The organism is Bacillus sp. FG16 (assembly GCF_057809515.1).
The window spans coordinates 1-12,422 of the sequence record NZ_JBMDKC010000076.1; the positions used below are offsets into that span (position 1 = coordinate 1).

14 protein-coding genes and 3 riboswitches are annotated in these 12,422 nt (G+C 35.6%); of the genes, 12 read left to right on the forward strand and 2 right to left on the reverse strand.

The window, feature by feature from the left end; all coding sequences use genetic code 11:
* The first annotated feature begins 183 nt into the window (after nucleotides 1-183).
* Nucleotides 184-603 (forward strand): CBS domain-containing protein, encoded by a 420-nt coding sequence (locus tag ACODS7_RS22890; protein ID WP_016082802.1) that lies wholly within the window; start codon nucleotides 184-186, stop codon nucleotides 601-603.
* A gap of 320 nt (nucleotides 604-923) precedes the next feature.
* Entirely contained in the window at nucleotides 924-2,075 is a 1,152-nt protein-coding gene (locus ACODS7_RS22895) for a DUF3965 domain-containing protein (protein ID WP_243168563.1), read from the forward strand.
* A 240-nt stretch (nucleotides 2,076-2,315) separates the two neighbouring features.
* Here the strand turns inward: ACODS7_RS22895 and ACODS7_RS22900 are convergent, their stop codons facing one another.
* The gene (locus ACODS7_RS22900) at nucleotides 2,316-2,648 is read right to left on the reverse strand and encodes a hypothetical protein (protein ID WP_243168562.1); all 333 of its coding nucleotides are present in this window, start codon (nucleotides 2,646-2,648) and stop codon (nucleotides 2,316-2,318) included.
* Nucleotides 2,649-2,653: 5 nt separating this feature from the next.
* Nucleotides 2,654-3,808 (reverse strand): SH3 domain-containing protein, encoded by a 1,155-nt coding sequence (locus ACODS7_RS22905; protein WP_016082799.1) that lies wholly within the window; start codon nucleotides 3,806-3,808, stop codon nucleotides 2,654-2,656.
* Between the two features lie 269 nt (nucleotides 3,809-4,077).
* Nucleotides 4,078-4,189, forward strand: a riboswitch (TPP riboswitch).
* A gap of 60 nt (nucleotides 4,190-4,249) precedes the next feature.
* A riboswitch (TPP riboswitch) is annotated at nucleotides 4,250-4,353 on the forward strand.
* Nucleotides 4,354-4,438: 85 nt separating this feature from the next.
* On the opposite strand from ACODS7_RS22905, the gene tenA reads away from it, so the two are divergent.
* From tenA to thiD, 10 genes are read left to right on the forward strand one after another with little or no spacing between them, the layout of a single operon-like run.
* Nucleotides 4,439-5,134, forward strand: a complete 696-nt coding sequence (gene tenA, locus ACODS7_RS22910) for a thiaminase II (RefSeq protein ID WP_000666826.1) — start codon at nucleotides 4,439-4,441, stop codon at nucleotides 5,132-5,134.
* Nucleotides 5,103-5,852 (forward strand): ABC transporter ATP-binding protein, encoded by a 750-nt coding sequence (locus tag ACODS7_RS22915; protein ID WP_088115703.1) that lies wholly within the window; start codon nucleotides 5,103-5,105, stop codon nucleotides 5,850-5,852. Before tenA ends, ACODS7_RS22915 begins: the two co-directional genes overlap by 32 nt.
* A complete protein-coding gene (locus tag ACODS7_RS22920) occupies nucleotides 5,852-6,604 on the forward strand; it encodes an ABC transporter permease (protein ID WP_001080857.1) in 753 nt (250 codons plus the stop codon). The genes ACODS7_RS22915 and ACODS7_RS22920 overlap by 1 nt, the downstream gene beginning before the upstream one ends.
* Nucleotides 6,601-7,602: an ABC transporter substrate-binding protein gene (locus ACODS7_RS22925; protein ID WP_000670421.1), complete on the forward strand. Its 1,002-nt coding sequence runs from the start codon at nucleotides 6,601-6,603 to the stop codon at nucleotides 7,600-7,602. Before ACODS7_RS22920 ends, ACODS7_RS22925 begins: the two co-directional genes overlap by 4 nt.
* Nucleotides 7,603-7,612: 10 nt before the next feature.
* Nucleotides 7,613-8,233 carry a thiazole tautomerase TenI gene (gene tenI / locus ACODS7_RS22930; protein ID WP_000787170.1) on the forward strand — a complete coding sequence of 207 codons (621 nt, stop codon included), beginning with the start codon at nucleotides 7,613-7,615 and terminating at the stop codon, nucleotides 8,231-8,233.
* A complete protein-coding gene (gene thiO / locus ACODS7_RS22935) occupies nucleotides 8,226-9,335 on the forward strand; it encodes a glycine oxidase ThiO (protein ID WP_029441654.1) in 1,110 nt (369 codons plus the stop codon). Before tenI ends, thiO begins: the two co-directional genes overlap by 8 nt.
* Nucleotides 9,336-9,351: 16 nt before the next feature.
* A complete protein-coding gene (gene thiS, locus ACODS7_RS22940) occupies nucleotides 9,352-9,555 on the forward strand; it encodes a sulfur carrier protein ThiS (RefSeq protein ID WP_016082796.1) in 204 nt (67 codons plus the stop codon).
* Between the two features lie 2 nt (nucleotides 9,556-9,557).
* On the forward strand, nucleotides 9,558-10,328 hold the full coding sequence (gene thiG, locus ACODS7_RS22945) for a thiazole synthase (protein WP_000931981.1): 771 nt from the start codon (nucleotides 9,558-9,560) through the stop codon (nucleotides 10,326-10,328).
* A complete protein-coding gene (gene thiF / locus ACODS7_RS22950) occupies nucleotides 10,321-11,340 on the forward strand; it encodes a thiazole biosynthesis adenylyltransferase ThiF (RefSeq protein ID WP_016082795.1) in 1,020 nt (339 codons plus the stop codon). Before thiG ends, thiF begins: the two co-directional genes overlap by 8 nt.
* A gap of 15 nt (nucleotides 11,341-11,355) precedes the next feature.
* Complete coding sequence (thiD, locus tag ACODS7_RS22955) at nucleotides 11,356-12,168, forward strand: bifunctional hydroxymethylpyrimidine kinase/phosphomethylpyrimidine kinase (RefSeq protein WP_029441655.1); 813 nt, start codon at nucleotides 11,356-11,358, stop codon at nucleotides 12,166-12,168.
* Between the two features lie 85 nt (nucleotides 12,169-12,253).
* Nucleotides 12,254-12,401, forward strand: a riboswitch (cyclic di-AMP (ydaO/yuaA leader).
* Nucleotides 12,402-12,422 lie beyond the last annotated feature (21 nt).

Here is a 12,422-nt window from a genome sequence, read left to right on the forward strand (position 1 = left end):
TTAAGACACCGCCCTTTCACGGCGGTAACACGGGTTCGAATCCCGTACGGGTCATACAAAAAAGAGTCAGCATTATGCTGGCTCTTTTTTATTTTGTTGATCCTTTTTATCATGTTACTTTCCAGAAATAAATAAAGGGATTTTGGAAAAGCTATGGTATGTATAAAAAGGAGGAAATAAATAATGACACGAGTTAGAGACTTAATGAGTACCCATATTGTACATTGTACACCGCTAGACAATGTATATGAGGCAGCTGTAAAAATGAAGGAAGAATCGGTTGGATTAATTCCTGTTGTTGAAAATGAACAAGTTGTTGGGCTTGTTACTGATCGAGATTTAGTTGTTCGAGGGATTGCTGAAAAACATCCTGGATCTAATAAAATTACAAATGTAATGACAACAAATATTATCTCAGTTTCTCCAAATGATCCTATTGAAAAAGCTACAGAGCTAATGGCACAGTATCAAATTAGACGGTTACCAGTAGTTGATAGTGGTCAGCTTATTGGTATGTTAGCACTAGGAGATTTAGCTATAAGGGAATCGGCAGATGATCAAGCTGGATTTGCCTTGAGCGAAATTTCAGAGCGTACAGAGTAAATTGAAACTTTAATTAACCGAGATTTTAATGGTTACTCATAAAGAGCTAAACTATATATAAAATTCAGATGCATTATTCTAGCATATATGGATTAAACTAATATGTTAGCGTGATGTATCTGAGACATTATATAATAAGTATATGGTTAATAATTTCGACAGTTTTTTAAAATTTGTTATTCTTAATTTTTAATAAGAGAAAAGATGATATACTGATAGATATAAGTATTATGAGAGATTTTGAATATAACAATATTAATTTTTAATGGTGCGATAATAACTTAATATTTCCTACATAGATGAAAGGGAAGGGGAATTATATGAAGGCTGTACAGGGCGATCCAAATTGGAATTTGGTTACAGATACATATATAGAACCAAATAATTTCGCTGAATTATTTTCTTTGCTTGTACCTTGTCACCCAAAAGGTGAGGGGAAAGAACGAACTATATTAGTATGGAAAGAGAAAGAATTTTATAAAGAAGAAAATTTAGCCGCATTTATTGTATATGGCATGAATAAAGTAAAGAATTTACCGCAGTTTCATAAAGATGAAATTCCAACTTTAGTGCGTATTCTTCGCTTATGCCAAGAGCTTGGTTGGTATGAAGAAGCAAATGCTTTTATGGTAGCACAAGGATTAGCTGAGTTTGTTCATACTTCATTGGAATATGAAACATGGGATCTTTTGACGCAATCAGTTGCTTTAAACTATTTAATTATTAAATATCGTATCGGCGAATTGACAGATAGAGATATTAAAATTTGGGATAGAGTTAAATTTAATGAAAAATGTATAACAGATTGTAAACATTTATTATCTCATAAAGAAGTATTGGAATTTACATTCTTTTATATGTGCAAGAGAGCAAAATCATTATCAAAAGAGCAATTAAATAGTGATATGATGAGTTTAGCAATGTATTGTAATACTTTTGTATATGATTTATATACACATGATTTATTACGGAAATATCGCAAGTGTACAGATTTCCTATCATATTATGGGCCTAGTCAGGCAGTTTTAGCATGTCAAAGAGCTGTATTATCTCAAATTTCCGATCGCTTAGACCCGTTAAAGACAACTCATGTAGATGATTATTTATATGTGATGAAAGAAATGATGGAGCATATGACGATAGGAGTAATGGATCGATATGGTCATTTTATTGGAAAGCTACTATCTTATGTGCCATTTTTCGAAATGATACAAGTTCCACAGCATGCATATTATTGTGAAGAGTTACTGTATATTTGTAAGGGCATTGAATATAAAGAAGAAACACTACGCAATTATATATTTATACAATTACATGATTGTTTACCATCATTCTTTAGGCTATTTCTTAAAAATAAGCGTTACGCAACGATTCATGATATTCTTTTCTATTGGTGCGATGATGAACAACGAATGAGCTTAGAGAAAAAATATAATTTGAGCTTTATTTATGAAAAATATGCTTGTGGATAAACAATATTTTCGATATGAAAAATTAATATAAATTAAAAAGGATCTCCGGTTTATGTGAGATCCTTTTTTGTTAGTAAAACAAGGAGAAAGTGATTAAGACAAGAAACAACATTCCATATAGGAGAAGTTGTGCGGTGTAACTTCCTTGTATACCAAAAAAAGTATTAGCTTTTTCATACAAATTCAATATGTATTTTATTGGAGTATCTTTGAAAGATTGGTACACAGTGTCTCCTCTTTCTAAGCTTCTTGTTTTTGTTTTTGGTTATAAGGGACATTAATATATCTAGCTACAAATAACAAAACAGCCATAAAGAATATTGGAAATACAGTAGATAAATAAAAGCCATTACTAATTATATTTGTTATGAGAGCACTCAAAAGAAAAATAGCATTATAAATATGGGCAATTTTTTGTTTTAGTTGTACTTGAAATGATTCCATCATAATTTCTAATGCAACAAAAGCAATAATAATAGATAAAAATACAATGTTTGTATTGTAAATGATTAAACAACAGATTAAACCTAAAAAGGCTACGTATTCAATTATAAGAGGTATATTGCGTGGCATACAATTTACCTAACTAAATATGGCAGTGGATTTACTGCATTTGTTTTTTCAAAATTCCATTCTCCATTATGTAATTCAAAATGAAGATGTTGCCCGTATGAATGACCTGTGTTTCCCATATGACCTACTAATTGTCCAGTTTGTACTTGATCACCAGTTTGTACAGTGCGATCCTTCATATGGGCATAAACAGTTGTATATAATTTCCCATTGATTTGATGCGCAATGAACACAACATTTCCATAGCTAGCTGAATAATAAGATTTCACAACTTTACCTGCAGCAGCAGCTTGGATAGAGACGTTCCCTGGAGCGGCAATATCTATACCATAATGCATTTGTTCCCAGCGTATATCAAAGGTTGAGCTAATTCTTCCTTGAGCAGGGAATTTGAAAGCAGCTGGAATAGATGAAGGTTGCTCTGTTTTAGCTTGTGGTTGATTTTGTACTACATAGTGTTTTGCTACATATCCGTATCCTGTGCCAAAACGAATTTTATACCAAGTTCCTACAGTTTCTACTACTTGTACTTGTGTACCGTTTTGTAATGAACCGAGTAGAGCGCTACTTGTACTAGTGTTGCTACGTACATTCAGATTAGGTGTTGCAACAGTATATTTTGTATTATTTTGAACGGTGATTCCTTTTACTAAGGGCTGTGAACCATTAGAAACGAATGCTTTTTGTACGTAACCTGTTTGGCCATTGTGTGATATTTTATACCATTCGCCTTGATCTTCTTGAACGGTAATGAACTTGCCATTTGGTAATACATCTAAAATGGAAGATTCTAAATTAGGTTCAGAGCGAACGTTTAATGCATTAGCATTGACGATGTATTGATCATTAGATTGAAGTTTGTTTTTTAGTAAAATAGCATCTTTTTGTACATAACCTACTTTATTATGAACAGATACTTTATACCAACCATTAGTTGTTTCAAGGATGTTCACTTTTGTATTAAAGCGAATTGTATCAATTGATGTGCTTTTTACGTTATCTTTTGTATGTAATGCTACTTGATCGACTTTGACATACCCAGTTTTAATATTAGATAATTGTTCAGCGTTTGCTTTTTGTACATTTGTTTCACCCATAGAAGGAAGTAAAGAAGCAATCGCTACAGTAGTTGCTGTTAAAGCAGTAGCTTTCATATTCATGGAATAGAGACCTCCTCTAGTTGTATAGTTGTAATTTTATTATAGTATAAAGATATAATATAGTGGGTGTATTCACATAAATGTAATATGAAATCAATATAAAAATAAATTTTTTGAGGATAATGATTCCTTTTTATACAATTAATTGGGGTTTTATTTTCTAAAATAGAATGTATGTATTTTATAACTTCAATATTTTGTTGATAATTAAGAAAATTAAAACAGTTGATGATGTCTTATTAGGGTGTTATACTGACAGTGATAATTTTATAGTTTGCTAGGAGAGCTGGTGTTGCCAGCTGAGAGTAGGCCGTAAGCCTTTGATCCTTTTTATTACCTGATCTAGATTATGCTAGCGTAGGGAAGCAATTCGGACACTAACAATGAGTCCCCGTTTCTTTGCGTATAGAAACGGGGCTTTTTTATTTGAAAATTTCATATTGAAACCACTAGGGGTGCTTGATTTGCTGAGAGAGGAATAATCCTTAACCCTTATAACACCTGATCTAGGTAATACTAGCGAAGGGAAGTGGAACATCGAATAAATGTATAATTTTATTTGCTGTAACCACTTCTTATATATAGAAGTGGTTTTTTATTTAGATACATATATTGAAAGGGGATAGAGAAATGAAATTTTGCGATAGATTATTAGAAACTGTGCAACCAGTTTGGGAGATGAGTCATAATCATCCGTTTGTAGTGGGTATGGGAGATGGCACGTTAGAAAAAGATAAATTCCAGTATTATATTATTCAAGATTATTTATATCTGCTAGATTATGCAAAGTTATATGCGATTGGTGTTGTAAAAGCAACGAATCCACAAGTAATGGGAAAGTTCGCTGAACAAATTGATGGAATATTAAATGGCGAAATGACAATCCATAAACAATATGCAAAAAGACTTGGAATTTCTATAGAGGAGATAGAGTCTGCGAAACCATCTGCTAAAAATTTAGCTTATACAAATTACATGATGTCTGTATCTCAAAATGGCACACTTGCGGAATTAATAGCAGCGCTTCTTCCTTGTATGTGGAGCTACTGGGAAATTGGAAAGCGTTTAAATGATATTCCTGGAGCAAGAGATCATGAGTTTTTTGGTGAGTGGATTCAAGGATATAGTTCGGAAGAATACGGTAATCTTTGTATTTGGTTAATAGATTTATTAAATGAAATGGCAGTTGGAAAGTCTGAGAAAGAACTAGATAGATTAGAGGAGATTTTCTTATATTCCAGTCGATTTGAATATTTATTCTGGGATATGTCCTATCGTAAGGAGATGTGGGGATTTGAGGAGCAAGAACATACTACAGTTTCATAATGTTTCTTTTCATTACGATGAGAAACCAATCATCCATGAATTAAATGCTTCTATACATGAGAAAGAGTTTGTCAGTATTATCGGACCGAGTGGATGTGGGAAAAGTACTTTATTTCGCCTTATTACAGGCCTAGAGAAGGTAAGTACTGGACAGATAGAACTGACAGAAACAAAGCACCATCCTGTAGGGTATATGCCGCAAAAAGATATGCTTTTGCCGTGGAGAACAATTATTGAGAATGCCGCCTTGCCGCTAGAGTGCCAAGGTGTACAGAAGAAAGAAGCACAAGTAAAGGCAAAGGAACTGTTATATAAATTTGGTTTACAAGGATATGAGACAAAACATCCGAAAGATTTATCTGGTGGTATGAGGCAACGCGTATCTTTTATCCGAACTTTATTAACGGGCGGGGAGATATTGTTATTAGATGAACCGTTTAGCGCGTTAGATGCTTTAACGAAGGCCTCTTTACAAGAATGGTTGTTTGAACAATGGCAAGAGTGGGAAAAAACAATTTTATTCATTACTCATGATGTTGAAGAAGCGTTATTTCTTTCGAACCGAGTTTTAGTAGTGGAACAGCAGCCGATAACGACTTTGACTGAGCGGATTGTACCGCTTGATCATAACAGAACACGAAAAGATTTATATAAACCGGAAGTGTTAGCGCTGAAAGATGAGCTTCTTAGTATGTTACAAAGGCAGGTACTTGTGTGATGAACCGATTGAAAGAATTAGTTCCTGCTATTACACTTTCTAGTATTTTACTTGCTGTGTGGGAAATAGGAGCAAGAATTGTAGATGAGATGTATATTTTACCGTCACCGTCTGCGATTGTAATGAAGATATGGAAACTAAAAGACATATTATTTACGGTTCATTTACCTGCAACGTTATACGTCGTTTTAATAGGTGTTGTGATTTCTATCGTATTAGGTGTAGGGCTAGCGATGTTAATGAATGCGAGTACATGGATGGAAAGAGCATTTTATCCATTATTAGTTGCTTCACAAACGATTCCGATTACTGCGCTTGCTCCGTTATTTGTTTTATGGTTTGGATACACAATCTGGAGTAAGGTTGTTGTCACAGTTTTAATTACGTTTTTCCCGATTGCGGTCAATACATATGATGGACTGCGTAGTACGAAAAAAGAATGGGAGGAGCTCTTAGTTACATATGGAGCAACGAAAAGAGATATTTTTCTTAAACTAAAGTTGCCGTCTGCTCTTCCTTATTTTTTCTCAGCTTTAAAAATTGCAGTTCCGCTTAGTGTTATCGGAGCAGCAATTGGAGAATGGCTCGGTGCACAAGCTGGACTTGGATATTTCAGTAAGAGAATGATGACGCAGTTAGATGGAGCTGGCGTATTTGCACCCATTGTATTGTTATCATTATTAGCTATTTTCTTCGTCGTACTTATTTCCATATTAGAAAAGAAATTCATTAGTTGGAGGAAGCATTCATGAAATTTTTAAAGCGCATCTTTGTGTTTACATTATTAATTGCAATGATTGCAGGATGTTCGAGTAATTCAGCATCAGACAAAAGTAAAAAAGAGAAAGAAATAACAGTCATGTTAGATTGGTATCCAAATGCGGTACATAGCTTTATTTATGCAGCAATTGAAAAAGGATACTTTAAAGAAGAAGGTGTAAAGGTAAATATTAAATTCCCTTCTAATCCGACTGATCCATTAACATTGGCAGCAGCAGGGAAGGTGACAGTTGGCTTGTATTATCAGCCAGATGTTGTTATGGCAAGAGCAAATGAGCAAATTCCAGTGAAATCAATTGGGGCTGTCGTACGTTCGCCATTAAATCATGTCGTATCGCTGAAATCAGCGGGCATTCAATCACCGAAAGATTTAGAAGGAAAAACAGTAGGATATTCTGGAACACCTTTAAGTGAGATGTATTTAAAAACGATGGTAAAAGAAGCTGGTGGTAATCCTGATACAGTGAAAGTAGTTGATGTTGGATTTGATTTAGTACCAGCCTTAATTACGAAAAAAGTGGATGCGGTAACAGGGGCATACATTAATCATGAAGTACCGGTTATGCGTCATGAAGGCCATGAACCAGCTTACTTTAATCCAGCTGATTACGGAGTACCGAACTATCATGAGCTTGTGTTTGTAACAGGTGATAAAACGTTGAAAAAAGATAAAGAAGCGTTGCAAGCTTTCTTACGTGGTACGAAAAAAGGCTATGATTTCATGAAGAAAAACCCAGATGAAGCATTGAATATTTTATTAAATCATCAAGAAAAAGAAAACTTCCCACTTGTGCCAGAAGTTGAAAAGGAAAGTATGAAAATTTTATTAGAGAAGATGGAAACGAAAGATGAGCCATTTTTATCAGATTCAAAAGAATCTTGGGAGAAACAAAATAAATGGCTGAAGGACAAAGGAATGACGAAAGAAACTGTCCCAGCCGATGAACTATTCGAAAATATTTTAAAGTAGGCGAATGAATATGAAAAATGAGCTCCACGTAATCTCAAATGGCCATATGCCATTCGAAGAGTTAGTGAATGTAGCGATGCAAATTGAGAGTGAGATTGATTATTTGCATATTCGTGAGCGTGAGAAGAGTACGAAGGAGTTATATGAAGGTGTGGAAAGTCTTTTAATGGAAGGCTTTCCGGCTTCTAAAATTGTCATAAATGATCGAATTGATATTGCAATTTTATTAAATATTCCTCGTGTTCAACTAGGGTATCGAAGCACAGATGTAAAGTCAGTGAAAGAAAAGTTTTCGTATTTGCATGTCGGTTATTCTGTGCATTCGCTAGATGAAGCGATAGTAGCATTTAAAAATGGAGCGGATTCACTCGTTTATGGTCATGTATTTCCGACAGATTGTAAAAAAGGTGTGCCAGCGAGAGGGCTTGAAGAAATTTCAGACATTGCAAGGTGTTTATCTATACCGATTACAGCAATTGGAGGAATTACTCCAGAAAACACAGTGGATGTCCTTACTAACGGTGTAAGCGGTATAGCAGTTATGTCTGGAATAGTAAGTAGTAGTAACCCGTATAGCAAAGCTAAATCTTATAAGGAATCAATAAGAAAGTGGGCGGAAAAACATGTGTGAGAAGTATGATGTAGCGATTATTGGTGGTGGTGTAATTGGTAGTTCAGTTGCACATTTTCTAGCAGAAAGAGGACATAAAGTAGCGATTGTAGAGAAGCAAAGAATTGCATCGGAAGCTTCGAAAGCAGCTGCTGGTTTACTTGGTGTTCAAGCAGAATGGGATGCGTATGATCCGCTATTTGAACTTGCTAGAGAAAGCCGAGCTATATTTCCACAACTTGCAGCAGTTTTACGTGAAAAGACGGGTATTGATATTGGATATGAAGAAAAAGGAATTTATCGTATTGCTCAAAATGAAGATGAGAAGGAAAGAATTCTTCACATTATGGATTGGCAGCAAAAAACAGGTGAAAATTCCTACTTTCTAATGGGAGATCATGTGCGGGAAAAAGAGCCGTATCTATCCGAATCCATTATAGGAGCAGTATATTATCCGAAAGACGGTCATGTTATTGCACCAGAGCTTACGAAAGCATTCGCACATTCTGCGGCAATGTCAGGTGCTGATATATATGAACAGACAGAAGTGTTTGATATTCGTATTGAAAATAATAAAGTGACCGGAATTTTTACGAGCGAAGGTATTGTCACATGTGAGAAAGTCGTTATTGCAGGAGGTTCATGGAGCACGAAGTTACTCAGTTATTTTCACCGCGATTGGGGTACATATCCAGTTAAAGGAGAAGTGGTTGCGGTAAAGAGTAGAAAACAACTTTTAAAAGCACCTATTTTTCAAGAAAGATTTTACATTGCTCCAAAGCGCGGTGGGCGTTACGTAATTGGGGCAACAATGAAGCCCCATACGTTCAATAAAACTGTGCAGCCAGAAAGTATAACTTCTATATTGGAGCGTGCTTATACAATATTGCCAGCTTTAAAAGAAGCGGAATGGGAAAGTACATGGGCAGGATTAAGACCACAATCGAATCATGAAGCTCCTTATATGGGAGAGCATGAAGAAATAAAAGGTTTATATGCTTGTACTGGGCATTATCGAAACGGTATTTTATTAAGTCCTGTTTCTGGTCAGTATATGGCTGATTTAATAGAAGGAAAGCAAGAAAATCATTTGCTAGATTCATTGCTTTCTAGAAGAGTTTAGAAAGGGGGATGGAAGTTTGAAGTTAAAAATTAATGGTAACCAACTTGAAGTGCCAGCGAGTGTAAAAACAGTAGCTGAGCTACTTACACATTTAGAACTAGATAACAGAATTGTTGTAGTAGAGCGTAATAAAGATATTTTACAAAAAGATGATCATACAGATACATCTGTTTTTGATGGAGACCAAATTGAGATTGTAACTTTCGTAGGAGGCGGTTGATTATGTTAAACATTGGACCATTTTCATTTCATTCTAGACTTTTATTAGGAACAGGTAAATTCCCTGATTTTGACGTACAGCAAAAGGCAATTGACGTTTCTGAAGCTGAAATTTTAACGTTTGCGGTACGTCGTATGGATATCTTTGATGCAAAGCAACCTAATTTATTAGAGAAACTTGATGTGAAAAAATATACGTTATTACCAAATACAGCAGGGGCAAAAAATGCTGAAGAGGCTGTTCGTATTGCAAAATTAGCAAAAGCGTCTGGGCTTTGTGACATGATAAAGGTAGAAGTTATTGGTGATGATAGAACGTTATTACCGGATCCGGTAGAAACGTTAAAGGCATCTGAAATGTTACTGGAAGAAGGATTTATCGTACTTCCGTACACATCTGATGATGTTGTATTAGCACGTAAATTACAAGAGCTTGGCGTGCATGCGATTATGCCAGGAGCATCTCCAATCGGATCAGGACTTGGTATTGTAAATCCATTAAATTTGAGCTTCATTATTGAACAAGCGACAGTACCAGTTATCGTCGATGCCGGTATTGGTAGCCCAGCTGATGCGGCATTTGCAATGGAATTAGGAGCAGATGGCGTGTTATTAAATACAGCTGTATCAGGAGCGAAAGATCCTATTAAAATGGCGCAGGCAATGAAATTAAGTATTGAAGCAGGCCGTTTAGGATTTGAAGCAGGTCGTATTGCACGTAAGCGTTGTGCAACTGCAAGTAGTCCTTTAGAAGGAATGAGCGTAGTTGAATAATCGATATTCTCGCCAAGAACTATTTTCTCCAATTGGAGAAGAAGGACAGCAAAAGATAAGAGAAAAGCATGTGCTTATTATCGGTGCAGGTGCATTAGGTAGTGCAAATGCAGAGATGTTTGTAAGAGCAGGTGTTGGCAAGATAACAATTGTTGACCGTGATTATGTAGATTGGAGTAATTTACAAAGACAACAATTGTATGCAGAGAGCGACGTAAAGAATAATCTTCCAAAAGCTATAGCGGCTAAAAAACGTTTAGAAGAGATTAATAGCGATGTAACAATAGAAGCTCTCGTTCAAGATGTAACAGCTGAAGAGCTAGAAGAACTTGTTACAAACGTTGATGTAATGATTGATGCGACTGATAATTTCGAAACACGCTTTATTGTGAATGATATAGCACAAAAATATTCTATTCCATGGATTTACGGTGCATGTGTAGGTAGTTACGGTCTTTCTTACACAATCCTTCCTAGTAAAACACCATGTTTATCATGTTTATTACAGTCGATTCCGCTTGGCGGGGCAACATGTGATACAGCGGGTATTATATCACCTGCTGTATCTCTTGTCGTTTCTCATCAAGTAACAGAAGCTCTTAAACTGTTAGTAGAAGATTACGAATCACTTCGAGATGGGCTTGTATCGTTTGATATGTGGAAGAATGAGTATTCATGTATGAATGTACAAAAGCTTCGCCAGCATAATTGTCCTTCATGTGGAGAGAATGCATTGTATCCGTATTTAAATAAAGAGAACACATCAAAAACAGCAGTTTTATGCGGGCGAAATACAGTTCAAATTAGACCACCTCATAAAGAAGAAATGAATTTTGAACAATATAAAGAGTTGCTGGAAGGTCGCGTGAATGATTTAAATGTAAATCCATATTTATTATCATTTTCTGTTGAAGACAAGAGGTTAGTCGCCTTTAAAGATGGCCGTGTGCTCGTACATGGAACGAAAGATATAAGCGAAGCAAAAACGATTTATCATCGCTATTTTGGATAGAAAAGGATGAGTGGGATGAAAGTGAATAAAGCTTTAACAATTGCAGGATCTGATAGTGGCGGCGGTGCTGGAATTCAGGCGGATTTAAAAACATTCCAAGAGCTTGGTGTATACGGAATGACGGCTATTACGGCAATTACTGCTCAAAACACGCTTGGCGTTCAAGGGGTATATCCTGTTCCGTTAGAAGGTATTACAGAACAGCTGAATTCAATTGGTACGGATTTAACACCAGATGCAGTGAAACTAGGAATGTTATTTAGTAGTGAAATAATTCAAATTGTTGCAGAACAAATTAAAAAATTTGGCTGGAATAATATTGTGCTAGATCCCGTTATGATCGCAAAAGGCGGTGCATCATTATTACAGCAAGAAGCAGTTCATGCATTAAAAGAATATTTATTACCAGTAGCAACCGTTATAACACCGAATGTTCCAGAAGCAGAAGTGTTAACTGGGATGGAGATTCATAATGTTGAAGATAGTAAGGAAGCTGCAAAAGTATTGCACGAATTAGGTGCTAAATATGTGCTTATGAAGGGCGGACATGCAGAATATCAAGGTAATGAAGTAATTGATTTCCTCTTTGATGGAGAAGAATTTATTGAGTTTAGAAGCGAGCGAATTCCTTCAAAGCAAACGCACGGAAGTGGGTGTACATTTGCTTCAGCGGTTACAGCAGGACTTGCGAAAGGATACTCAATTGAAGATGCTGTTCAAGAAGCAAAACGATTTATTAGTATAGCAATTGAAGAGCCATTGAATATTGGTAGTGGTCATGGACCGACGAATCATTTTGCGTATAAAGTGAATAGAACGCGTGTATAGGTAAGTGAAAAGCCAGTTTTATAACTGGCTTTTTTTCTGTTTACTTTTTCAAAATACAGGAGTAATATATCAGCCAGAATATATTTTTTTGTAAACGCTGAGTCCAATTATATGGAGCGGAGGAACCAATTTGTGCAGTGTCACTAGGGGTGAATCTTTCAAATTTGAAAGTAGGGCTACTCTCAAAGCCCGAATCCGACAGCTAACTTCGTAAGCGTCTTGAGAGAGGACGGTGCCATGATGGATACATCACT